Source organism: Streptococcus sp. FSL E2-3494, from assembly GCF_038007085.1.
In the GTDB taxonomy this organism is placed as follows: Bacteria; Bacillota; Bacilli; order Lactobacillales; family Streptococcaceae; genus Streptococcus; species Streptococcus thermophilus.
In genome coordinates this window covers 183276-207044 of the sequence record NZ_JBBOWN010000002.1, presented here as the reverse complement: position 1 = coordinate 207044, position 23769 = coordinate 183276, and the positions used below count along the sequence as shown (strand labels likewise).

Here is a 23769-nt window from a genome sequence, read left to right as displayed (position 1 = left end):
CCAGGCAGAACCACCCAGTCAAGTAAGCTCAGTGGTAACCTCAACGTCACTGATGGTTTTCTCTTCAAGTGAGACAGATGAGGCGCTTCTTGAGGTGCATTCTCAAGTTGATATTGTAGAAACGAGTGTTTCTATGGCTAAACCTCATTCAGAAGAGGCTCGTGTCCAGGATCTTGGTGAGGACCGATCAGTAGCTGAATCTGAGCGAAGATATTCAAGCCCAATATCTGAAGTGGCTTAAGAAACTGATAGCTCTCTTGTATAGACAACTGCAGAAATAAGTCAGTTGGATAAAAATACAGATTGAGAATTTGATCTATTCGTCAGAAGTAACCTTTACAGACGAACTTATCTCAGAGATTTCCGGAAACAGTTCAACAAGTGCAGGCTCAATTGACATCTTACAAGCAGCAGGTAAAACCATTACCCAGGCTGCGAGAAAGATTGCGGAATCAATTGCAGATCTAGATACAATTGGTAAGCAGACTTTGGCTGCTGCAAGGGTTGTTTTATTTCTTCTAGTGCTTTACCTAGCGGAAATTACATTTATTTAATACGCTTTGCCCTCGTAAGAGTGCTTTTTTTATGATAGAATAGGCATATGAAAACAACTAAAGAATCAATCCTGGACATTGTTTATGGTGTGCATGCTGTAACGGAGAGTCTAGAAGCTAATACTGGAAACAAACTCTATATTCAAGACGATCTTCGAGGGAAAAATGTGGATGCTATTAAGGCCTTGGCAGCTGAAAAGAAGGTTTCCATCTCTTGGACACCAAAGAAAACCTTGTCTGATATGACAGGTGGGGCTGTTCATCAAGGTTTCGTCCTTCGTGTGTCAGAGTTCGCTTACTCTGATCTCTCAGTTATTATGGATAAGGCTGAGCAAGAGGAGAACCCTCTGATTCTCATTTTAGATGGACTTAATGATCCTCATAACTTTGGTTCTATCCTACGAACGGCTGATGCTACTCAGGTGACAGGAGTCATTATTCCCAAGCATCGTGCTGTAGGGGTAACACCTGTCGTTGCCAAGACATCAACAGGAGCGGTGGAGTATATTCCGATTGCAAGAGTGACTAATCTTAGCCAAACCCTTGATAAGCTTAAAGAAGCAGGTTTTTGGGTATTTGGTACAGATATGAATGGTACAGCATCTCATAAATGGAACACAGCTGGCAAGATTGCTCTTATCATTGGTAATGAAGGTAAGGGGATCTCCGCTAACATCAAGAAACAAGTTGATGAGATGATTACTATTCCTATGGGTGGCCATGTGCAGAGCCTAAATGCCAGTGTGGCAGCTGCGGTTCTTATGTATGAAGTTTATCGAAACCGATTGTAACTATGAAAAAAAGAATACTTCTGGTTGATGGTTATAATATGATTGCCTTTTGGAAAGAAACCCGTCAACTCTTTAAGACCAATCAGCTTGACGAAGCTCGTGAAACACTGCTTCGTAAGCTTAATCATTATGCCAACTTTGAGCATATTGATATCATCTGTGTGTTTGATGCCCAGTTTGTTCCAGGGAATCGTCAGCGCTATGATCAGTACCGTGTCAGTGTTATTTTTACTGAGGAAGACGAGACAGCTGATAGCTATATTGAGCGCTCAGCAGCCGAGATGAATACTATTCAAAATCTAGTTGAAGTAGCAACTAGCGACTTAAATGAACAGTGGGCCATCTTTTCTCAAGGAGCTTTACGTGTTTCAGCACGTGAGTTGGAGGAGCGTGTTAATACCGTTAAGTCGGATTTAGACAAGATGTCAGCACATATTGACTTAACAACCCCCAAGTTACGTCCATGGGACGAAACACAATTAGGAAAATTACAGAACCTTTTAAATGAAATAAAATAGAGGGATATATGACATTTAAAATTTTGACAGATTCAACAGCAGATCTAGATGAAAAATGGTCTCAGGAGAATGATGTTGAACTTATTGGTCTAACCATTACGCTCGATGATATTACTTATGAGACCGTTGGCCCCAATCGATTAACGAGTGACCGTCTGTTGGAAGCTATGCAAGAAGGAGGTCAACCGACCACAAGTCAGGTGAATGTTGGTCAATTTGAAGAGGTTTTTCGTCGTCACGCTCAAAATGGTGATGATCTCCTTTATCTGCCCTTCTCATCAGTGCTTTCAGGTACTTATCAAAGTGCCGTTATGGCGCGTGACATGATTTTGGATGAGCATCCAGAAGCTGTCATTGAGATTGTAGATACCCTGGCGGCAGCAGGTGGAGAAGGTTATCTCTCTATCTTGGCGGCAGAAGCTCGTGACCAAGGTAAGAGTTTAGCCAAAACGAAAGCCATGATTGAGGACATTTTGCCACGTTTACGAACTTATTTCTTAGTTGATGATCTCTATCATCTTATGCGTGGGGGCCGTCTTTCTAAGAGCTCAGCAATTATTGGTAGTTTGATTAATATCAAGCCCCTTCTTTGGCTAGACGATTCGGGTAAGTTGGTTCCTTTGGCTAAAATCCGTGGACGTAAAAAAGCCATTAAAGAAATGGTGTTGTATGCTACTCAGGATATTGGACATAGCACAGCGATTGTCGCTTATGCTAATGATTTAGAAGCTGCTGAGAATCTAAAAGAACAATTGTTAACAGTTAACGGCATTGAGCAAGTTCTTATTATGCCACTAGGTCCAGTTATTTCTACCCACTTCGGACCAGGGACGTTAGCCGTCTTTACGATTGGTGAGAAAGCTAGATAAAGTTAAAGTAAAAAGAGTAGTAAAATGCTGCTCTTTTATTGTAAAATGGGACTGTCAAGTGAATTTGACACGATGTAAAGGCACCTTAGCTAATATGTCAAGGATATTGGATAGTGTTTCAAAACGAAAAAGGAGATAATGTACTCGTTACGTCAGTAGCGAAAGGAGAGTTTTATAATGAATATCAATGAATTAAGAAAAAAGAATAATCTTAGTCAAGATGGGTTTGTTAATTTATTCCATGTATCTTGACAAACGGTTTCTAGTTGAGAAAATGGGAAAAGTTATTCCGATGTTGAAATGCTCATTAAAATTAGTCAACACTTTGGAATCTCAGTTGATGACTTAGTCAAAAATGAAATGCAATTGACGACTAACAACAAATCCAAGACAAACTCTCGCTTATGGTTGATTGCTCTACCAATTTTTGTCCTCATTTGTGTAATAGCTGTTGGTATTTGGAATAAACACAATAGCCAATCAGTTAATTTTTCCATGAAAGATGATAAAACTTATAAAAGTAATGATGCGGCACAAACCTCTCTGACAGTGGCTAAAGGGCATTTTACAGTTCCAAAAGCTGGTAAATTAGAGGTCAAGGTTAATGCGACGACAGATAATGGCAACCTTCATCTAACTATCGTAGATAATAATCATCATCACTATTATCAAATAGATGGTGATGACTTAAAAGATTAACAAAAGCTCTATTTTAAAAGTGGAGACTTATTGTATTCGCATTACAGCCGATGCTTATACAGAAAAAGTTGTTAGTTTGGATTACAATATTAAAGTTAATAGTTAGTGACTTGTTTGAAAAAGCACATGAAATCTTTCATTGCTTTATTTATAGCTAGCCATAAGAAAATTTTATACCTGATTTCCTCCATATTCGACTGATGAAGTGATATAATTTTTAAAATCAAAGGAGGAAAAGACATGGCTTTGACTTATGCTGTACTTGGAAGTGGTGCAATGGGACTACGTTTTGGGCTGCTATTAAAAGAACACCTCGGTGCTCAAGTGGATTTTATTGATACGTGGGAAGAGCAAATCGACACGGTTAGAAAACAAGGTGGTGTTTATCAATCACGTGATGGTAAAAATCGTCATCTGATTCCAATTAGCATTCAGACACCAGAAGAATACCAAGGGAAACCAGATGTTTTTATCATTTTTGATAAACAAATGCATTTGTCACAGTTGATCGAACGAAGTAAGCATTTCTTCCACGAAAATCAATATGTTTTCACAGGAATGAATGGCATGGGACATATCGAGAAAATCAATCGCTATTTTGCGCCTGAAAAAGTTTTAGCAGGAACTTGTCTGATTGGAACGGTCTTGAAAGACGCAGGAAATGTTGATTTTATTGGAAAAGCAGGTGCTGGTTCTATTAATCTTGCCGCTCAATCAGGGATGGTCGATGATGTTCAAAAGCAGATAATAACTGAATTTGAAGCCTCAAACCTCAATCCAAATCTGACTGATAATTTTTTAGGAACACTTTACACAAAAGTTGTGTTCAATTCTGTCATCAATACCATTTGCACCCTTTTTGAAATTCGTATGGGACAATTCATTGATTATGAAGGTGCCGAAAAACTAGGACGTCAATTAATTGATGAAGCTTATAACGTTGCCGAATTAGCGGGCATTACTCCTCTGAATAGTCGTGATGAAGAATGGGAGACTATTAGGTATGTTAGCGCGGAAACAAGCCCTCTGCATTATCCGTCAATGTACCAAGATATGAACAAAGGACGTCAGACAGAAGTTGATTATATCAATGGTTATATCTATGATTTAGGCAGGACTTATGATTACCAAGCAAAAACGCATGACTTTTTACGCCACTTAGTTCACTTAGCAGAAAATACCCGTAAATTCCGCTAAGCGTTTTCTATGAAAAAGAAGAAAAAATCGCTAAAAAACTAAGAAAAGATGGTAGGTAAGTGTTGCCTTGGACTTCTTTTTTTGATATTATGTTAAACGGTATTGTTTACCCCATTTGAAAGGCCCCGGAACCTTCCAAATACTTTTCGATGGGAAGGGACACCCATCACTCGTAAACAAAAATCGAACTATATATAGGAGAAATCATGAACAAAACAACATTTATGGCTAAACCAGGCCAAGTTGAACGTAAATGGTATGTCGTTGACGCAACTGATGTGCCACTTGGGCGTCTTTCTGCAGTAGTTGCTAGCGTACTTCGCGGAAAAAACAAACCAACTTTCACACCACACACTGATACAGGTGATTTCGTAATCGTTATCAATGCTGAAAAAGTTAAATTGACTGGTAAAAAAGCAACTGATAAGATCTACTACACTCACTCAATGTACCCAGGTGGTTTGAAACAAATCTCAGCAGGTGAACTTCGTTCTAAAAACGCTGTTCGTTTGATCGAAAAATCAGTTAAAGGTATGCTTCCACACAATACTCTTGGACGCGCACAAGGTATGAAATTGAAAGTCTTCGTTGGCGGTGAGCACACTCACGCTGCACAACAACCAGAAGTACTTGATATCTCAGGACTTATCTAATTCTAAGAGGAAAGGAGCACTAATATAATGGCACAAGCACAATATGCAGGTACAGGACGCCGTAAAAACGCTGTTGCACGCGTACGTTTGGTTCCAGGTACTGGTAAAATCACTGTTAACAAAAAAGATCTAGAAGAATACATCCCACACGCAGACCTTCGTCTCGTTATCAACCAACCTTTCGCAGTTACTTCAACTGAAGGTTCATACGACGTACATGTTAACGTTGTAGGTGGTGGATACGCTGGTCAATCAGGTGCGATCCGTCACGGTATCGCTCGTGCACTTCTTCAAGTAGACCCAGACTTCCGCGATTCATTGAAACGCGCTGGACTTCTTACTCGTGATGCACGTATGGTTGAACGTAAGAAACCAGGTCTTAAAAAAGCTCGTAAAGCTTCACAATTCTCAAAACGTTAAGAACAGCTTTACAGCAACGATTACAGACACTCAATGTTTACCTCATTGGGTGTTTTTTCGTGCACTTTTTGAAAAACTCACCTCAAAATTCACCTTATTTTTACCTTATTTATTTTTGAGCTCTCTGTAAGCAGTTTCGCCAGCACTAAGTGGAACAACATTTGAAGTATTAACATAAATCTTTGTTGTACTCAAATCACTATGTGTTAAAGCTTCTGAAATGGATTCCAGAGACATTCCTGCCTTCTTAGCTAAAGTAGCACCAGTATGCCTTAACATGTGAGGAGTGGCATGCCTAAGATTTTTATGGCGACGTTCTACAGATTTCATCTTGTTATTAAGGTAATCTGCATGCAGAGGGCTATTCACATTGCCTTTAGTGTCAATATAAGTAAAGACATATTGTTCTGGAGTTTGAATGATACCAAATTTTGCTAATTCTGATTTTTGTTGAATTTTCCATTGATATAAGAGAACAGTTAGCTCTTGAGGAATAGCAAAAATTGTTTTCTTTTCTCCTTTAGTAGACTTAGGCTTCTTATATTTATCCAAGGCTTGGATTAAACCAATTTCAGATGTATCTAAGGAGATATGTTTCCACTGTAAAGCATAGCTTTCCGATTTACGGTCGTTTAAGATAAAAGTTGTAAAAAATAAAACATAGTCTTTAAGCGACAATTTTTTGTTTTCTAGGTCTTCTTGGAACATTTCAAACCATTCCCGTAACTCACTTAAAGTAAGGTATAAATCTTCATCACGCTTAGCTTCTTGTAATTTGATTTTTTTAGTAGCCTTAATACGACTGATTGTTTTAGATAGGCGATTCATTTCAATATATTCTAATTCCTCTGCCCAGTCAAAAATGGAATTAACATAACTACGTATGACTTTGAAATTTGCATATTCATTTGCTTTAGCAGTCATCAGATTTAAGACGACTGTTTTATTCTGATTTAAAAATTTAATGGAATAATTTCCAAACATTGGTAAAATATGTAATCTAAAAACAGTTTCTGTATTGTTAACTGTTGGAAGAGTGGGTGGTTTATTTGTTGAAGTCGTTTGACCTGCTTTATAGGCTTCCCACCAGACATTATGATAAAAATCTTTGAAGAGAATATCGCCATTGATTGCTTGATGTGGTAATGCACCCCCTTTTTGGATAGTGTTAATATCTATTAAAATGTGTAGTTCAGCTTCTTTAGCCTCCTTCTTTGTTTTAAAACGCTTATCGTAGTAATTTCCTGAAATTCCCAAAGAAGGTCTAGCTTCTGTTGGAACATAGAGTTTTAAACGATAAGAACCATTTGAGGTTTTTGTAATTGTCATAGTAATCTCCTTTTTACTGAGCTAGAAAATTACCCTGACTTTATTATAATGAAATCAAAAGTGATTTTCCAGTTGTATCATCCATCTACGGATACTGTCTTTATCAAATCGAATTGTTTTTCCAATCCGAATATGTGGCATTCCCTTTCTTATCCAGATATCCAGCGTGTTATTTGAAATTCCCAGATACTGACAGGTCTGCTTTTTATTTAAAAAAGGACTAATTTGTCCTGAATCTTCTTTAACGGTTTCAATCTCATTTTTAATAAGATTTGCAACAAAAAGTTGAATTTCTTTTGTTTGTTCTTCTGGTAAAATAACTTGCATAATTTTCCTCCCTTTTAGGCAATAAAAAAGCAAGAGCTATAAAGCCCTTACCTTAAGGAGATTATGAAAAAGAAAAGTTTTAGGATTATTTATAATATAATCGTATAATCTTAATTTTCTCTTAAAAATTTTTCAAATCTCTGTTGGTCATTTTCTGTTAACTTTCCGATTAAGCGAACTTGAACAAGTTCTACGTCTAAATCATAAAGTTGAACGGTATCAATCCAAGATGGTTTCACTAATCCTGCCTCTTCCCATTCTTTTATTTCAAAGTATTTTGAACGGATATAAGATGATTTACGGGAATACTGACTAGTGATACGGTAGGTTCTGATAACTTCTTCATTATTTGCAATGACCAGAGCAGGTCGTCTTTTAGCTCCTGTCCTATCACTAAAAGCGATAGTCGCAGTCAGAATATCATATGGGTTATAGTTGTCCATATCTTTCCTCGTATTCTGGATAGTCTTCATCAAAGAAATCTGCGATTGCTTCTGGATTAGAAGCAGTTACTTGGATAACGCTTGAGTTTGCCAAAGCTAGCCTTTCTAAAGGATTATCAGAAATAGCATGAACTTGTTTTCTTAAATCGAATGGCAATCCATTCACCTCCTTTGATTTTTGTAAGAACATCACGAAAGCATCACCTACAGAAGTTCCTAAAGATTTGTATAGCACCGATACTTCATCTAGTAATTCTGAATCTACTCGCTTTTGAAACATTTTTTTAGTCATACAATCACCCCTTTTGTACTTCAATTGTACGACAAATGTAGTTTATTGTCAAATTTTTACTTCCCAATTACGTATGTAAATTGGCTCGCTGTTGCTTTATCAAATGTGCGATAGGAAACAATTCCAAGTCCTTTGGCGTTGGCTTCTGAAATGAGAATAGACCCGTCTGATTTGACCTGCTCCACAAACGCAATGTGTCCGTAAGTTGGGTCAGAACCAGCCTGACCAGGAGAGAAGCTAAGAGCACTATGTTCAGTTGGTGTATGTGTGGTTTGGTAGCCTGCTTTCTGCTTCCAATCCCCACCATTGCCCATATAAGGGTCAAAGTTAACGCCTACCTCTTTGGCTCGATTATAGACAAACCACGTACATTGTCCCCAAGGATAAGTCGCAGAAGTATAGTTAGAAGTGTTGATTGTTTTTATAAGGCTATATCCAGCAGGCACTCCATCAGAAGTTACGCCTCCACCATCTCGTGTTTTGTCATTAGTTGTATCACCTGTTAAAGTGTCTTTGAAGAGGTTATACCATTTTCTAGCGTTCTTTTTCAGGTCACTAGCTTTGGTTTGACCGTCTGATAAAGCGACCCCTTCATAATGTTCTGACCAATAAAGCGCTGCCTCTTCAGGGTCAGTCGCTTTTTGCATTTCTGTTTTGACTTTGCTATAAGAGCCGTTTAGCTCTGTAGATAAGAGGTCTAGTTCAATATCAGAATCTAATTTCTTTTGTTTTGCCTTTGACCAGCGATTGCCGTTAATAGTAGAAGACCAGCCTGACCATTGGAAATAACCAGCCACCCCGCCACCTGCATTGACTGCTTTAGGGTTAAAGCCACTTTCACGTTCCGCAACGGCTAAACTTCCTGAAGCTCCTGCGATAGTAAACTGTTCTTGTGAGAGTTCATGATTAAGAATTTTGATGACATCACTTGCCCGTTCTTCTGAAATATTAGCTTTTTGAGCCACCTCTTTAGCGGTTAGTTTCGTTTGTAGGCCTTTGGCTTGTCCATTAGAAGACGCACTACCCGCAAAAGCTCCCATGATAATAACAACCAAGAACAAAGGTAAAACCAGAGCACTTAGAGCACTAACAATTACTAGTTTTTTCTTCATCTTCCCTCCTAAGTTTTCACATAGACTGTTATCATCACCGTTTCAAATCGCCATTGAGCTGTTAAAATAAGAGAATTTTCTTTGATAGTTGCCAACAATTGCTCTTTCTCAGGCTCTTTTACTGAAAATAAAAGGAGAAAGTCAATAGAAGGCTTTCTCTTTTCATAGGCAAGGGCAACCGCATTGTTCACCGTCTGTTCAAAACCTCTTTTAGAATAAATGCGTGTATTCATCATTCCTTTCCTCCTCTCAATCGTGCTAATTCCTCTATTATCTGATGTTTACGGTTGATATTGACTTTTAATTTATCGTCTTTTGGCAAGGTTTTACGATAGTTCCTGATAAAGGCATTTGAACCTTGCGCTTGGTATAGTGCTTCATCATCTTTATAAGGTTCTAATTCTTTTTCGAGTTTATTGATTTTGCGCTTCTGTCTCCAAGAGAGGCGATTTTGACGGCGCTCTTCAAACTCTTTCTGTTCTCTGCTTTGCTTTGTATCCATTAGCGGAGAAGGTTCTGTGTCAAAAGGTTGAACGCTTGTGTCTTCTTCCTGAATAGCAGATTCAAAAGTCTCCATTGGCATATCTGGCTCTTGAAATGCTGTTGTTACCTCGTTGGGAACGCCTGTTTCTTCAAAGGAAGAAGTAGCGGGTGTTTCCTCCTCGTCATTTTCTGAAGGTGTTGAACTTTCTGTTTTTTCTGAAGTCGGATGGGGATTTGAAAAAAGAGTTTTCATCTGTTTACCAGCATTCATGAATAGTCCCGCTCCAAATCCTGCTCCAGCAAGGAAAAAGTTTCCAGATGTTTGAGCCATTTCAAAGGCATTAGTGGCTTTTGTCGGCAACTGCTTCATAGTTTCCTGTCCATTTGTCACAGTTTCTTTGACTTTGGTATCTATCTCGTCAAACGTAATCTTGGCTCGTGAACCGAGTAACAATTCAATCAATTCTCCTTTGTATTTCCAAAGCAACCAATAAATCAGGCCTTTGGCACAAACAGAAACGATTAGTTTAAAGAGAGCGCTAAAAGTAGACAAAGAAGAAAAATCTCCAATGACTGTATCAAAACGACTGCTTACTAAGTCTTCAATGATTTTTTCAAGGTAAAGCAAAGCCAAGGTTAAAAGGCTTGTAATGGCTGGAAAGGCAAGACCTCCAAACATGACCTTAAAAACTCCAAAGAGAATATCTTGCATTTTGGGAATAAAAGAAACCAAAAGGGCAATAGGGAAAAGAAGAATCATGATAAGGACAAGGGCTTGTGCAAGGACATTGAGCAACTGAATTAAGACAATAGGAATGGCGATGACAATTGCTTCTACCATTTTAAAAAGAATATAGAAGAACTTAACAGGGATATAATCAGGAATGGCTGATACCCAACGGTTATGTTCATTATCATCCCCTGCTCCATTTCCTATTTCTAGATATTTATTCCTATCAGCGGTAGAAACGGCTTTAAACTTGCCTGATTTATCCAAGCTTCCTAGAACCTTTGAATCGTCAAACGGTGCTTCTTTTCCTGTTTGACGGTCTTTGTATTTCCCGTTTTCTTGTCCTGTATTGACAAAGAGATAGGCTTTATAAGAGGTTTCTGCGATATAAGAATCAGCGACAGAAGACCCTATTTTTAAAACCTGATTTTTTCCGTAGGAGACGGAGACATTAGAAATGTGATGAATCGTAGTACTAGCGATATTGTCTACTGTATTGAGCAGATACAGTCCGCCAGAAGTTCCAGCAACTGTCCCAAACCAACCAAAGCCTAAAAAGAGAACTAGAAGGACATGAAGCAATCTTTGAGAGAAATTGCCTTTAGAAATGAGGAACTGATAAAAGAGATAAAAAGCCAAGCAAAGGAGAAGCAAAAAGACTAATGAAGATTGAGCCACACCAGAAGTAGCTCCTGTAAAGCCTCGCCAAATGGATTGAGCCCCATTAAAGACATATTGCTTGTAAGTGTCGTAAAGACGGACATTTTCTAAAATCCGAATCATCAAGGAGAAGAAGCCAACAATAAGGTTAAGGAGGAAAAAGGGGAAGTTGACAAAGATTTCGTTGAACATCACCCAAACACCGCTGAAATCTCCAAAGCCAGTTTTCATCATGTAGGATTTTAAAGAAAAAATATCCATGCCTTTTAATTTTTCAAATGCTTCTTGCACAAGCTCACCTCCTTAAGATGCGTATTTATTTTCAAGATTGGAAGAAACCGTAGCTTTCATTGGTTTTAGAAGTGGGTCAATACTGTCAAAAATGTTATAAATGGAAATCATATTGAGATTACCATAAACGTCTTTATAAAGGCATTGCCCTGAAATCATATTTTTAATCCATTCCAGATTTTCTTCATTATCCGTTAGTCCAACGTGTTCTAAAATATCGGGAAGTTCATTGTCTTCTCTAAAGGCAAAGAGTGTCCCAAAGCCTGTGGTATCATCATCTCCTTCAGCGTCATGGACGGATTGCGTAATCAGGCAAAGCACATTGTTATAAAAACGACCAACACGGCGCATGGATTGGATAACGGCTCGTCCTTCTGCCGACTTCATCAGTACCCACGCTTCATCAAAGAATTCAATGGTATCTTCATAACGATTGAGTTCTCCAAAACGTGTACAGAAAGCTCCTAAAGCAAACATCAGAGCTGTAGAATTGATTTCTTTATCTTCTGGGGTGACATCTTGTTGATTGTCTTTATCTGGTAGGGATAAATCCGCTACTTCTAAAACAGTCACCCGTTTATCATAAGACAATCCTTCTACGTTACCGTCTGAAAAAGCCAATTCCAAAATGGAATTTTCTACAATAGATGTTAGATAGTCTCCTACTTCAAAGATAGTGCCATCTGGATTATTGGTGAGCTCTTTGAGGACGTGTTTTAACCCAACGGTTTCTCCCGCTTGTCTTTGAGCTACCACTTTGTTAATCGCTCTAGAAATAGCGGTCATTTGCTTCATTGTGACCTTCATTCGCTTGTTAGAGAAAATAAGATAATTGAGCATATTTTTTGAAACCGAAACAGCGTCATCTTTATCCAACATGACAATTGGGTCAAGAGCTCCATGATTGGATTTCACCTTACTATCCAAAGTGACAAAGTTTATCTGTTTGATATGTTCAGCAAAAAGTGGGAATCGTTTTTCAAAGTCTGGGTGATGAGCAATTGCTTCAAAGTGTTTCCGGATAGAGCGTTTCGGGTCAACATACAAACATTTCACATCTTGAAGAGAGGTTAGAAGAAAGATAAGTTCTGCCAAAAAGGATTTTCCTTCACCCGTTGCGCCAGTAATCAGGATATGTGGATTCTTTGTGAGTTTTCCTGCAATCCCTTCTTTATTTCCAACGGTCGCATTAAAGAGCACCATATTTTTAGACGCTTCTTGTGCCTTTTCAATACTTTCCCACCGACCTGTCCAATTATCCACCCTTCCAATATGCCAGCCAATATGGTTTCCTGAAGCTGTATTGGTAAACGGCATTAGCTCCGCAAAGCCTCTTGGAGTGACATAGTGTGTCCACGTTCTGGTCTTATTTTCAAGCGGTTGACCATAAAGGAGAGACTGGAAGAGATACGGCGTATCATGACTAGCTTCACTCACTTCTACGTGCATATCCTCAAAGTAACTTAAGACTACCTGACGGCGACGTCGTAGTTGGGACAAGCTAGAAGCAGAAACAATGAGGTAAGCTCCATATTCAATGACTTCTTCTTTTCCGCCTACCTTTTTCATGAGGTCTTTTAAAGACATTGCCCCCAGAATAATTTCATCTTGTTGGACGGTATCAGTACTTTCGGCTTCATTCATAATATTGCGATAACGAATGTTAGAACGTGCCATTCGCCCTTTTAAAGAGTTCTTTTCGATAAATTCTGCCTTTATCCGTAGTTCTACAGGGAAATTAAAGCGTTGGGTAAATTCCCCCAGATGAAAGCCATTAAAAATAATGGGTGTTTTAGCAATCGGAAGAATGGTAAGAAAAGAAGAACCATAGGGGCTGTCTAACTTCATAAAGCCCCCAGCCATTGGTCTTAAGACCGTATCAGTCACATTAAAGAGTTCCCGATTGGCTGTGACTTCTTGCTTTAGATGAGGAATATAGCGCAAGTACTGCATGCGTTGATAGTAAAAGAGCTCTTCATTGGTCAAGCGTTGTGCCCGAAGAGCGGAAAGGATTTGATAGACGGTCGCTTCACTAACCAGATACTCTTGCGCCCAATCTTCAGGAATCTCATATTGAAAGCCCACGCTATTAGCAATCATTTCAGAGACTTCAGAGAAGCGCTCAACCGCCATATCCTGAACGGTGGTGTTTTGGTCATCTTTTAAAAGATTGACACCAATCAACCAGTCAAATTGATAGGGAATTTCCATTTCTTGTGTCAATTTGTCTGTCGAATACTGCAACAGTTCTTCCCCCAATGCTTGACTATCGGGAGACAAGGCATGAGAAAAGTCTTTCATCTTTTCTTCTAACAAATAGTCCTTTGGAATCAAGGAGACTTCAAAGGACTTGTTTTTAACCAGTTTTTTTATCAGCTGAGCAGTTGTCAGCTTGTGTTTTTGTTTCTTTGCTTTATCTGTAATGGTGATGGGAGTATTGGGAATACGATAAAAACTTATCACCATTTTATCTGTTGTTAAAGCTATATTATTCTGTGTTTTAAGAATCGGATAGGCAAGTTTTAGAACCATTAGACCTCCTTTATAAATCTGTTTTTTCAAAAACAATTTCTTCTTCATCCACCATTTTCATTCTATCTTCATGATAAATCGCTTTACGATTGAGGCGAAAATCCATAAGATAGCAGATATAATCCCATAAGAAAACGTGCATTTTCTTTCCTTGTGGTTCATACTCTGTATAAAATTTAGCGAGTTTATAAGGGATATACCAATAAAGATAACATGAAATGGAATGCGTTAATTTGTTCAACGGAAGAAGAAGTGAGCTAAACACTGTCAACATTAAAATCAAGACCAGTGCAAAAACCACAAAAAAGGAAAGTTGCATGGGTGTTGCAAAATACCAAATACGTTTTCCTTTTTGTGTTTTAACTTCTTGAATCCAGTAGGGAGCGTTTATCCCTCTAGCGTAATCATACAATCGTTCTTCTTCCATGTCACAACCCCGTTTCAATTCCAAAGAGACGGAGGAACCAACCGATAACGTGAAGTAATTGTCGTCCGCCTCCTGTTAAAGAGGCAATCACTGCGTAGAAAACAAGCGTGGTAAATAGTCGCCCCCAAGAGCTGTTTCTCCAAGCTAAAATAATCAGGATAATCGCTCCAAAGGTAATGAACCAGAAACCGTCTCCTTGTAACCATGTTTGTAAATTAGATGAACTCATTGATTAAACTCTCCTTTTATTCTTTTGTATCTGCGTAATTAGCAGGGATTGTATGGCTGACTTTCTCCACATAATAGGACTTCCCTTTTTCTGATAAGGTCAAGGTGAAGTTTTCAGCATGTGTTGAGCCTGCGACTTCAAATGTTACTTGAACATAGGCCATAACTTCTTTATCGGTTGCTTTGTAGTAACTAAAATCTAAGGTTTTAAAAGTGGCATTTTTTACAACTGTTACATTGTGAGCCACTAAGTCCAAATTATCTTGGTCAGTCGTATAGTTAGTGAAGAAAACGTTGAGAAACTTATCCAATTTCTTTTTTGTTTTCTCTGAAACCCTATCTGACTGATTGAGCTTGACTTCTGTATTGGTACTTTTCTTATCTGCCTGATTGGTCGATAAACTAGAAAACCAAGGTAAGCCCGTAACATAGTAGCCCGTTTTTGTTTTGGCATAAGGGATATTAAAACCCGTTACCAATTCTTTTTCTTCTGTCTTATCCCCATTTTTTACCGTTTGCTTATAATGCACCTCATACGTTGCCACATTATCTGTAACGGTTAGCAAACGTGACCAGCTCAATTGACTAGGATTTTTGACTTGACCTTGTGCTTGAATATCGGGCTCTGAACCGTAAAAGCTCGTTAATTGCTTAGCTTGTTTGGTTTGACCGTCTGAATCTGCAGGAATCGTGAAATAGCACTCTACAAAATCATTCAGATAATATTGCAGGCGATTATCTATTGTTTGGTAAGCAGAAGAGGGAGAAGAAGTAGCTTTTTTAGCAGCTATCAGTTTTTCAAGATTGGTGACTTTACTAGACATTGTCATCGCACGAATGCTTCCTAGTAGCCCTACAAGCAAAATAAAAGCCAATCCTGATAGAACGGCAAGATTGACTGTTTTTTTGTTGGCAAGGGTTAATGTTGGTTTTCCTTTCTTTTTAGGACGTTTGGTAAAGTTTCCAAGATAAGTTTTTAATTGATGATAGATAAGTTTTACTGTATTCATAAGTGCTCCTTACTGATTGGCTAGTTCAATCAATTTATTTCCTTTGGCGTAAAGTTGTTTATGAAGTTTATTAAGTTCACTATTAACATAATAGTAACCCCGCAATTCAGCGTGAAGACTTTCAACCAGTGTTTCAGGGAGTTGTTTCACCTCTTCTTTTTTGAGAAGTCCGTGCAATTCACCTGCTTTTTTCCAAGCTTCTTTATCATCATGGGCTTTCATCAATTCTCCTAGCTCCAATGAGACCGCTCTGACTTTCTTTTCAAGTGTGTTTTGTGTTGCCATTATCAGTTCCTCCATAAATGTTATTTGATTTTCTAAGATAACCTGTCTAAAAAGAGTGACAAGTTGTGTCGTCATGTGTTGATTGAAGTCTAACACTTGACCATCCAGTGTGAAATAAGCGTGTTGGTAGTGGGCGGGGTATTCAAGGTCAATGGTTTTCCGTGCAAAAGCGTCTAAGAAAAACTCTTTTTCCTTCATTAGGACGATGTAGAGATTCCAGAATTCGTTTTTATCAGGGAAACAGGAGATTCCCTCGTAAATTTTCTTTACAAGCTTCATACGTCATCTTCTACCAAATCATGATAGCCAAGGAATCGATAGATGTCATCAGAATCAAACCAAAGCCAATCATTGATTTCTGTTTCTGTGGGGATACTTCCTGAAAAAATATCTTCACCAAGTGAGGTTAGTCTGTCCATATCTCCCCGTTCACGGACAGTTGCTAGTGTATTGCGTGCACCTGACCAAGCCCTGAAATTATCCAGACTATTCAATTCAACTTTATATTCCATTCCATTTTTCCTTTCATTTTTATAATACCAATTGAGCATAGCCCGTCTGTAGGAGCATCTCTGCCACCCAGTGAGCATTTTGGCTCATCTTTTTTAAGGGTTTTGTTTTTAACTCCTCAAAAAAAGGCTGCCTAGCCTCTTGTCTAGTTGCCTTTTTAATCACATTTTGTCGGTGGTTTTCATCTTTAAAGGATTGTTTTCTAAATTGTTCTGTATATTTTAATTCAGAATCTTTCTTAGGTGGATAATATAAGAGTCCCCAATAATCAATCAAATCTTTAACCAATTCAAAATCGTAAAACGATAGGTAGAGTTCTTCATAACCGACTGGGAAGGTCTTTGTTTGAAGAGGGCGATTGAATTTATCAGGGATATTTATAGGTTTATATCTGTCCGACAATGACATCAAAATCAACTCCATTTCGTTCACAAATTTCTTCTGCTAGTTTTGTATGATTGTTACTTAGATAAGCTTCAGAAATGATTTCTGACAGCTCATCTGTCTGATAGACCATATCAACGATTTTCAACAATTTCAAAGCGCTAGAGACTTGTTTTGTGACCCAATGTTTTGTCCTTGCATAGTTAATTTGACGAGGACGTGTGACAAATTTAAAACCTGCTTGTGTGCCAAGCAGGTTATCCCATTCACTATCATAGTTGCCGTTCCAATCTTTCACTTCAAAATAGTTATTTAAAATCCGAGCGCCTATTTTGGTCAAGTCTGTTTCCAGCGTATACCACTCTTTCAAGATATCAAATGCCTTAGTATCATGTAGTTCAATCTCATAGCGGTTTTTGTAATTATAGGCTTCATGGATATAGTCAACAGAAACATCTTTTAAGAGAGCTTGTTCATAATCCTTTTGATAAAAGCGAATCATGAGACTGGATTGACGACTGCCAAAGTTTAAGGTTAAGCCTTGATTAACAAAGCGATTTTCAACTTTTTTCAAGCCTTCAATAGCAGTAAAGGTGCGGAGTTTGCGCATGATGATTTTATTGTCAAAAATCCGATTTTTAATATCAAATAAGTCAAGATTGCCTGACTTTTTGTATAATTCATCAAGAGCAATATCAAAACGTGGAAAGGCTAAAAAATCTTCCAAAAGTCTATCTTTTCGTTCTTGTTCTGCAAAGAGAAAGACATCATGAAGAAAAGAAAACCAATCCCGTCCTTGTTGCTTTAATAACAATTCAAACTCACGACAACCCCCTCCTGTTAAATCAATCAATGTTCCAGCTTCTGCTTTCTTTTCAGAATGGGAATAAAGCACTCGAATCGAACCATAAGTTACCATATCTGAATAGCTATATAGGCTTTTTTCTTCGTGAAAAAAATCAGCTGGTTTTAATTTTAGAACAGAGGTGATGACAGCTTTAAAATCAAGTGTTTTGAAGCGAATTTTTAACCAATCCACCGTGCTTTCCAATTTGGTTTCTGATTGGCGATTCAGAAAGTGAAAGAGTGTTTGTTCAAATTCCTTGGTCATCTTTCGTTGACCTTGTTCAATGTTTCGGTAGTTGTAGTAACTATAACCAATCATCGTTGCCATTTTGCGTTGGGTAAACCCTAACTCAAGCCTAATACGTTTTAAATCGGTATTGCTTATCACTCTTTTTTAACCTCCTTTTTGTGTTTATTCTAGTAACGGAGAAGAATAGGGAATCTAACAGCCTTTTAAAGGCTTGTGTTAGTTTTAACCCCCCTATTAGTATCGGGAGGTTAAGCCCTTTTGGGGCGTGCCTAGGGCACACCCCAAAACGCCCGCTTGTCAGCTCGGTCGGGCAGGTCGGACGGGCGTAGCCCTGACCTTGACCTTCGTGCCTACGCTGGCTCAGGAGGTGTTTCAAAGTGTTGAAGGACAACTTGCTTATAGGGCAAGCCAGCCTGTTCTTTCTCTGTTACAATTTCCTCCAACAAAGCCCTATCTGCTTCATCTAGCAGGATACGATTATCCTCTCTTCTGAACATATAGTCCTGTTCTTCTATGTATTTCACAAGGTTTCGTAAGGTTGAAATGGGCACATCTGCTTCCTTGGCAAAGTCATTCAAAGGAAGGAGGGAAGATTCTGTTTGTTCAACGGGCAAGTCAGATGATGAAGCTTGCGTAGTTTCTATTGTCTCTAATAATGGGTCATCTAAGACGGGGAGTTTCTTGTATTCCTCAAAGAAAGAAAATCCTTCCTCAAAGGGAATAACAGGTGAATAAAATTCTCTAGCCACCTCCCCACCATTTGCAATATAACCACGACCGAAAATCTCCTCCCCGTCAATTTCATCAATCTTTTTAAAAACTTTATTCGCGTTAGCATCCCCAAACATCATTTTATTCCCAACATCTTCTAAGTGACCAACAGAAATTCGTTTCATAAATTGGTCACGTAAAGACGTTTTGAGGTATTCTCCGTCAGGGCGTTGCATAGCAACAATCATGATGACTCCAGATTGGCGACCTTTTAAAATCAATTCTGTTAGGTATTCAATAAAGTCTCCAGATGATTGGTAATCCCGTTCTAATTTAGCGGCTAAGGCTGCCAACTCATCAATGACAATAAAGCGAGGTTTTAGTCCGTAGGCATAATACTTTTTTCCTGCCTGATAGTTAGGGTGGCTAGTCATGTAATCATAACGTTTATCCATTTCCTGTTCAGCACGCTTTAAACAAGCTAACATTTCTTGTTTATCCCAGTAAACCCGCCCTTTAAAGACAGGAATCTGTTTCAACCCGACAAAATCAGAGCGTTTCGGGTCAAGAATTTCCACATAACCAATTTGTGCCAAGACCCAAATCAAAATCATCAAAAGAACTGTTTTCCCGCCACCCGTTCCACCACCAATCAGCAAGTGTGGATGTTTATTGAAATCCCAATAGACATCTTTCATCAGGTAAATGCCTTTTTCGGTCATCTTAACATCAAAGATAGATAAGCGACCTGAAAATTGGTCAATGGCAATGGTGTAGGACACGTAGCCTTTGGTAAATTTCTTATTCATAAAGTCCCCGTCAAACATAATTTCAAGAGGCTTTTCAAGGGCGATAAAGCGGTCTTGGAATCGGCTACCTTGAAGGTGGAGTGAAACGGTGATACTAAAACGGTCACGCTTCAAATACACTTTGGGTAATAGAATTCGCTCCCTCGTATGATGATTTGACTTGATTTTCTTGACCTTATACAAGTTATTATCCAGCAAAAAGTGGGAAAGAATCCGTAAACTATCTAAACGGCTAAAGAAAAGAAATTTTCGGTAACAAATCACTTGCACTACGCCATCTAGTAGCAACAATCCTAATACACTTCCGCTAAAAAGAATCCCATAGGTTATCGGGTCACGTTGAAATTGGCTTTGAAGCTGGTTTTGGTTCAGGTAAGCTAAAAAGCCCCCTCCAAGGAGAAAGGGCAGAAGAAAAAGAGCAAAGGTTAGCCGTTTGATTTTTTCATGAAACTTCCGAACACGAATCCCCCGATAGGTGAACAGCTTCATAGGCGCTTATCCTTCCTTTTTCGGTTCAGGCTTCCCTGCTAAGACAACATCTTTAGCTCGTAGTTTAACCCCACTTGTCAGGACACGGCGATTGTTAATAGTTTCTGAATTTGACCAGAAGCGAGCCGTAGGAGCTACAAGCGTTACTTCATCATTGTAGTTCTTTTCAGCGGTCATTTGAGCCACTTTGGCTTCAGGTGGAACGGTTACGGTAATGTCCCCGTTTACAGCAGAAGAGTAGAGCTTCACATTTACATAGTCCACTTCATCTGTTTCACGACGCTTTTCTTCACCCGTTCCTTCTTCAAGGTAATCTTCCCATTTCATACTAGGAAGAGCTTCAAGAAAATTAAGTGTTCCAAGTGTTTTTGCAGTATCAAAAGTTTCAATCACATCAGCAGCAAATTTTACAGTCATAGTGTTTCTCCTATTCTATTTCTTATTTAGACTTTACCGTACGCATTTCTTCCGCCACAATGACATTTTCATGTTTACGTTTGCCTCCAAAACGGAAGTTACGGCGTTCAATAGCAATCCCACGAGGGAAGACAACCCTTTGACGCCCTTCAGGGACATCTGACATTTTAAACCCTTCTACAATGAGAAAGGCAGAAGGCTCTTTTCGACTTGAAATTTCAAAGATACGGTAAGAGACAGGGTTATAATCATTGGCACGGACTTCTTCCATACCTGAGACAAAGACCTCATTTCCTAAGACTTGGTTTTGGTCAACGAATACTTTTGTAATTTCCATTAGGTTTACCTCAATTTCTATTTGTTTAGACCGTTTTATGACTTGTCTAGGTCAAAGAATCAACTCATCTTTTTAATTTACAGGAGCTCTTACTCTGGTCATACTGCCCTCCTTACATTCCAAAATAAGCTTTTTTGAGTTTAAGCTGAAAAACTTTTTTACAATTCAAAAGCTGTTTAGCAAATTGGTCATGGGTATCATGGCGTAAAAAAAGACTGTCCATTTCGTTTAGACAGTCTCGGTAGCACGTTTCACAGTGTGTAGGATTCGTGTGATAAATTTTAAGGGAGAAAAGAAACTTCTCATAGATTTGTTGGAATCGTTGTTCAAAATAATTCATGTTGTACCTCCATTCATAATGTAATACTGTTGAATTTTAAATTTGTAGTGATTTTTCCATTGTACTAACTGAACCGTTGGCAAGCCTAGTTTTTGGTAGTCGTGAAACAACTTATCCATTTTTTCTAGCACTTGATAACATAAGACCTTTTGATGATGGTTATCCGGATAGATTTTCAAAGAAAAAACAAAGTTCTCATAAATGCGGCGAAAACTTTGTTCATAATCATTCATCTTTTTTCCTCACTTTCCTTTAAAATGGAAATTTTTTGAAATGTCCGTTTGAAAGGACATGGATAGGCTAATGATTCATCAGCTTAAAGGAGTAGAAAACAAAAAAGACAGCTCACAAAGAACTGTCTTCACATCTTAAACAAATCCGCATGACTGCCTGTATCAGCTAAAGTTAATGTCAAAATATCATCTTCAATGAGATAAATCAAGAGCCAATCTGGCTTAATATGACATTCCCTAAAACCAACAAAATTTCCTTTGAGTTCGTGGTCGCGGTATTTTTCTTCTAGTGTCTGTCCTAGACGGAGTTTTTCAATCACTTCATCTAAGAGTGCCATCTCTAAGCCTCGCTTTTTAATCCGTTTGTAGCTCTTTTTAAAAGCAGAGGTGAACTTGACTTGGTACATCTAAGCTTCCAAAGCCTTCTTTAAATCTGCTAGATTGTCATAAGAAGCGACCGTTTCATCACGAGAAATACGCTTAGCTTCTGCCAGAGCTTCTAAGGTCTTTTGACTATAATTGGGAACTTCAACCGTGAAAGGAAGCCCACCACGCAATAGACATTGACGAAGAAAAATATTAACCGCACTAGACATATCCATCCCCAAGTCATTAAATAATGAAGTTGCTTGGGCTTTGACAGTTTCATCAATCCGAATTTGCGTTGGTACAGTTGCCATAAACGCCACCACCTTTCATTATTTATTGTAAACCATATAGTTTACATTGTCAATCATTTGTATTTGTTTTAGTGTTTTCTACTCGTCTAAACAGATGAATTATCTGTTTAGGGCGTGCTCATATCGTCGCACACTCATTGTTATTATCACCGTCCTATAACTGTACTTAACTAATCTCTGTTATCATAGTCATCTCACTTCACTATAGCCACGATTAACCGCCTATGCTTACCCCAGCAGAACGAATCTTACCTGTCAGCATTTCCGACGCCACCAGCGCCAGCAGTTCCCCTTTGTTATTCGGTCAAGAGGGGCAAAAAGCCGAGTGCGTGAGATAACTCCAAAGAATTTTTGTGTTCATCTGCTCCAACCTCCTTGACTTTTTGCGATAAAACCTGTACAATAATAATTGCTAAATGATTATTGTGTGTTGGTCAGCTAAGCTTGAGTGAGGTTGTCTGACGCACTTTTTTATTCAATTTTCAAAGAACAAATTTAAATCTTTTTGTTAATATCGACCTTTTTCATACTTTATTAAATTTATCTATTTCATAATTTTAGGTTTAGTATTAACAAGACTTACACAACCTTTAGGTTGTAAATATATAATACAACTTATAGGTTGTATTGTCAAGAGTTTTTTGTAAAAAAAATTAAAAATTTTTAAAGAGGTACAAAAATGTTTCCTGAACGCTTAAAAGCTCTGCGTTTAGAAGCCAATCTAACACAAAGCGATGTAGCAAAAGAATTTGGGATTTCTCAGCAAGCCTATGCTAAATGGGAAAATGCTAAAGCTAACCCAACACAATCAGTTATTACCAAATTAGCGAATTTTTACAATGTATCCATTGATTATTTAATGGGTAAATCTGACTACAAAAATTCAGATGAGATTGATTTATCAACATTTGAAGTTCTATATCGGAAAACTTCTAAAAATTTATCTGATGAAGAGAAAAAAATACTAGAAGAAGATTTGAGAGAATTTCTGTTAGAGAGAGAAAAAGCCATTAAGGCTATGAATAAAGAAAAGAAAGACTGATGTTTCGTGCAAAGAATTTACTTTAATGTTTGGAATCGTGTCAAACAAACACTTTATCCATTCATGAAATTAAATAAAGTACATCCTCTTTATTATACTTTTCAGGATTACTTCAATTATGAAGTTGACAAGAAAAATATACTTGTTATTCCTCACCATATCCGGATAGATATAGCAGGTTTTAATATCAATGATGATGTTTTAACGATTTCCTATCAAGATAGTGATTCTATTACTCGTCAAAATTTTACAAAATGTCATGAATTAGGGCACATCTTATTACATCACAGTGGGCGAGTATTCACTGATTTTCATGATGATTCTTTACAAGAAAGGGAGGCTAATTTTTACTCAGCTTTTCTCTTAATGCCTGATATTGTGCTTTTGACTAAGATTTTTTACCAGCAAATGGCTTTTCAAGAGGTAGAAGCAGCACTACAAGTTTCTGGTCAAGCTCTCAAAACTCGTTTGACAGACTTCTTAAATTTTGAATTAGACATCAATAGACTATCTGCAAAACAGATTGTAGAGGATTACCTAACTAGAAAAAACAAACACATTGTCAGCTACTTTGACCAAGTGAAAGACTATATCATCTCTGATTACAATGAATTTGAACCTAGCGCATTAGATAAGTTCAACCATTTAATAAATCAATCAAACTTCATTTCAGATATTGACTTACCAGAGTTAGCAGATACTCAATTCACCTCTTTGATAAAACAATGTTATCCAAAGTTCAAAATCTGGGGATTGTATGATAAGGGGCAATCTATTAGCTATGCTTGGAATCCCAAACAAGTGACAGAAGTAGAAGCTAAACGACATGCAAAACTTCTTTTAATAACAAGAAAATGACCTAGAGAAAATC

33 protein-coding genes are annotated in these 23769 nt (G+C 38.0%); 11 read left to right on the top strand and 22 right to left on the bottom strand.

Annotated features, from left to right (window positions below; genetic code table 11):
- The first annotated feature begins 52 nt into the window (after window positions 1-52).
- From NST05_RS09445 to rpsI, 9 genes are all read left to right on the top strand, one after another.
- Complete coding sequence (locus tag NST05_RS09445) at window positions 53-241, top strand: hypothetical protein (RefSeq protein ID WP_084828424.1); 189 nt, start codon at window positions 53-55, stop codon at window positions 239-241.
- 70 nt (window positions 242-311) lie between these two features.
- Window positions 312-554 (top strand): hypothetical protein, encoded by a 243-nt coding sequence (locus NST05_RS09440; RefSeq protein ID WP_084828425.1) that lies wholly within the window; start codon window positions 312-314, stop codon window positions 552-554.
- Between the two features lie 47 nt (window positions 555-601).
- A complete protein-coding gene (rlmB, locus tag NST05_RS09435) occupies window positions 602-1345 on the top strand; it encodes a 23S rRNA (guanosine(2251)-2'-O)-methyltransferase RlmB (protein ID WP_100262598.1) in 744 nt (247 codons plus the stop codon).
- 2 nt (window positions 1346-1347) lie between these two features.
- Entirely contained in the window at window positions 1348-1863 is a 516-nt protein-coding gene (locus NST05_RS09430) for an NYN domain-containing protein (RefSeq protein WP_084828427.1), read from the top strand.
- Window positions 1864-1871: 8 nt separating this feature from the next.
- Window positions 1872-2732: a DegV family protein gene (locus tag NST05_RS09425; protein WP_340743023.1), complete on the top strand. Its 861-nt coding sequence runs from the start codon at window positions 1872-1874 to the stop codon at window positions 2730-2732.
- A gap of 300 nt (window positions 2733-3032) precedes the next feature.
- Entirely contained in the window at window positions 3033-3431 is a 399-nt protein-coding gene (locus NST05_RS09420) for a hypothetical protein (protein ID WP_228024412.1), read from the top strand.
- A 240-nt stretch (window positions 3432-3671) separates the two neighbouring features.
- Window positions 3672-4628, top strand: a complete 957-nt coding sequence (locus tag NST05_RS09415) for a ketopantoate reductase family protein (RefSeq protein WP_014621038.1) — start codon at window positions 3672-3674, stop codon at window positions 4626-4628.
- A gap of 206 nt (window positions 4629-4834) precedes the next feature.
- Complete coding sequence (gene rplM / locus NST05_RS09410) at window positions 4835-5281, top strand: 50S ribosomal protein L13 (RefSeq protein ID WP_002886374.1); 447 nt, start codon at window positions 4835-4837, stop codon at window positions 5279-5281.
- 27 nt (window positions 5282-5308) lie between these two features.
- Complete coding sequence (rpsI, locus tag NST05_RS09405) at window positions 5309-5701, top strand: 30S ribosomal protein S9 (protein ID WP_002947796.1); 393 nt, start codon at window positions 5309-5311, stop codon at window positions 5699-5701.
- A 105-nt stretch (window positions 5702-5806) separates the two neighbouring features.
- On the opposite strand, the gene NST05_RS09400 is transcribed toward rpsI, so the two are convergent.
- The 22 genes from NST05_RS09400 to NST05_RS09295 all read right to left on the bottom strand — a co-directional run bounded on the left by NST05_RS09400 (window position 5807) and on the right by NST05_RS09295 (window position 21856).
- Window positions 5807-7030 (bottom strand): site-specific integrase, encoded by a 1224-nt coding sequence (locus NST05_RS09400; RefSeq protein WP_340743022.1) that lies wholly within the window; start codon window positions 7028-7030, stop codon window positions 5807-5809.
- A 54-nt stretch (window positions 7031-7084) separates the two neighbouring features.
- On the bottom strand, window positions 7085-7357 hold the full coding sequence (locus NST05_RS09395) for a helix-turn-helix domain-containing protein (protein WP_004224179.1): 273 nt from the start codon (window positions 7355-7357) through the stop codon (window positions 7085-7087).
- 110 nt (window positions 7358-7467) lie between these two features.
- Window positions 7468-7800, bottom strand: a complete 333-nt coding sequence (locus NST05_RS09390) for a type II toxin-antitoxin system PemK/MazF family toxin (protein ID WP_340743021.1) — start codon at window positions 7798-7800, stop codon at window positions 7468-7470.
- Window positions 7787-8092, bottom strand: a complete 306-nt coding sequence (locus tag NST05_RS09385; protein WP_340743020.1) for a toxin-antitoxin system protein — start codon at window positions 8090-8092, stop codon at window positions 7787-7789. The genes NST05_RS09390 and NST05_RS09385 overlap by 14 nt, the downstream gene beginning before the upstream one ends.
- A gap of 56 nt (window positions 8093-8148) precedes the next feature.
- Window positions 8149-9204 carry a phage tail tip lysozyme gene (locus NST05_RS09380; protein WP_340743019.1) on the bottom strand — a complete coding sequence of 352 codons (1056 nt, stop codon included), beginning with the start codon at window positions 9202-9204 and terminating at the stop codon, window positions 8149-8151.
- 8 nt (window positions 9205-9212) lie between these two features.
- Entirely contained in the window at window positions 9213-9440 is a 228-nt protein-coding gene (locus NST05_RS09375) for a hypothetical protein (RefSeq protein ID WP_340743018.1), read from the bottom strand.
- Window positions 9437-11368: a conjugal transfer protein gene (locus tag NST05_RS09370; protein WP_340743017.1), complete on the bottom strand. Its 1932-nt coding sequence runs from the start codon at window positions 11366-11368 to the stop codon at window positions 9437-9439. Before NST05_RS09370 ends, NST05_RS09375 begins: the two co-directional genes overlap by 4 nt.
- Window positions 11369-11380: 12 nt before the next feature.
- Window positions 11381-13900, bottom strand: coding sequence for an ATP-binding protein (locus NST05_RS09365; protein ID WP_340743016.1), 2520 nt, complete (start codon window positions 13898-13900; stop codon window positions 11381-11383).
- Between the two features lie 10 nt (window positions 13901-13910).
- A complete protein-coding gene (locus tag NST05_RS09360; RefSeq protein WP_014619934.1) occupies window positions 13911-14327 on the bottom strand; it encodes a conjugal transfer protein in 417 nt (138 codons plus the stop codon).
- A gap of 1 nt (window position 14328) precedes the next feature.
- Window positions 14329-14556 (bottom strand): hypothetical protein, encoded by a 228-nt coding sequence (locus tag NST05_RS09355; protein ID WP_000099227.1) that lies wholly within the window; start codon window positions 14554-14556, stop codon window positions 14329-14331.
- 16 nt (window positions 14557-14572) lie between these two features.
- A complete protein-coding gene (locus NST05_RS09350) occupies window positions 14573-15565 on the bottom strand; it encodes a conjugal transfer protein (protein ID WP_340743015.1) in 993 nt (330 codons plus the stop codon).
- 9 nt (window positions 15566-15574) lie between these two features.
- Complete coding sequence (locus tag NST05_RS09345) at window positions 15575-16129, bottom strand: conjugal transfer protein (protein WP_340743014.1); 555 nt, start codon at window positions 16127-16129, stop codon at window positions 15575-15577.
- A complete protein-coding gene (locus NST05_RS09340; protein WP_000456039.1) occupies window positions 16126-16362 on the bottom strand; it encodes a hypothetical protein in 237 nt (78 codons plus the stop codon). Before NST05_RS09340 ends, NST05_RS09345 begins: the two co-directional genes overlap by 4 nt.
- Window positions 16363-16381: 19 nt before the next feature.
- Window positions 16382-16768: a hypothetical protein gene (locus NST05_RS09335; protein ID WP_340743013.1), complete on the bottom strand. Its 387-nt coding sequence runs from the start codon at window positions 16766-16768 to the stop codon at window positions 16382-16384.
- Window positions 16746-17978, bottom strand: coding sequence for a replication initiation factor domain-containing protein (locus NST05_RS09330; RefSeq protein ID WP_340743012.1), 1233 nt, complete (start codon window positions 17976-17978; stop codon window positions 16746-16748). Before NST05_RS09330 ends, NST05_RS09335 begins: the two co-directional genes overlap by 23 nt.
- A 212-nt stretch (window positions 17979-18190) precedes the next feature.
- On the bottom strand, window positions 18191-19849 hold the full coding sequence (locus NST05_RS09325) for an FtsK/SpoIIIE domain-containing protein (RefSeq protein WP_340743011.1): 1659 nt from the start codon (window positions 19847-19849) through the stop codon (window positions 18191-18193).
- Window positions 19850-19855: 6 nt separating this feature from the next.
- Window positions 19856-20266 carry a DUF961 family protein gene (locus NST05_RS09320; RefSeq protein ID WP_340743010.1) on the bottom strand — a complete coding sequence of 137 codons (411 nt, stop codon included), beginning with the start codon at window positions 20264-20266 and terminating at the stop codon, window positions 19856-19858.
- A 22-nt stretch (window positions 20267-20288) separates the two neighbouring features.
- Window positions 20289-20603, bottom strand: a complete 315-nt coding sequence (locus NST05_RS09315) for a hypothetical protein (RefSeq protein ID WP_340743009.1) — start codon at window positions 20601-20603, stop codon at window positions 20289-20291.
- A gap of 112 nt (window positions 20604-20715) precedes the next feature.
- On the bottom strand, window positions 20716-20943 hold the full coding sequence (locus NST05_RS09310; RefSeq protein ID WP_340743008.1) for a TetR family transcriptional regulator: 228 nt from the start codon (window positions 20941-20943) through the stop codon (window positions 20716-20718).
- Window positions 20940-21176, bottom strand: coding sequence for a hypothetical protein (locus tag NST05_RS09305; RefSeq protein ID WP_340743006.1), 237 nt, complete (start codon window positions 21174-21176; stop codon window positions 20940-20942). The genes NST05_RS09310 and NST05_RS09305 overlap by 4 nt, the downstream gene beginning before the upstream one ends.
- 128 nt (window positions 21177-21304) lie before the next feature.
- Window positions 21305-21583, bottom strand: coding sequence for a type II toxin-antitoxin system YafQ family toxin (locus NST05_RS09300; RefSeq protein WP_003041871.1), 279 nt, complete (start codon window positions 21581-21583; stop codon window positions 21305-21307).
- Window positions 21584-21856: a type II toxin-antitoxin system RelB/DinJ family antitoxin gene (locus NST05_RS09295; protein WP_003041890.1), complete on the bottom strand. Its 273-nt coding sequence runs from the start codon at window positions 21854-21856 to the stop codon at window positions 21584-21586.
- Between the two features lie 679 nt (window positions 21857-22535).
- Here NST05_RS09295 and NST05_RS09290 point away from each other — a divergent pair.
- Both NST05_RS09290 and NST05_RS09285 read left to right on the top strand, forming a co-directional pair.
- The gene (locus NST05_RS09290; RefSeq protein WP_002270986.1) at window positions 22536-22898 is read left to right on the top strand and encodes a helix-turn-helix domain-containing protein; all 363 of its coding nucleotides are present in this window, start codon (window positions 22536-22538) and stop codon (window positions 22896-22898) included.
- Window positions 22899-22904: 6 nt separating this feature from the next.
- Window positions 22905-23756, top strand: coding sequence for an ImmA/IrrE family metallo-endopeptidase (locus tag NST05_RS09285; RefSeq protein WP_340743005.1), 852 nt, complete (start codon window positions 22905-22907; stop codon window positions 23754-23756).
- Window positions 23757-23769: the final 13 nt, after the last annotated feature.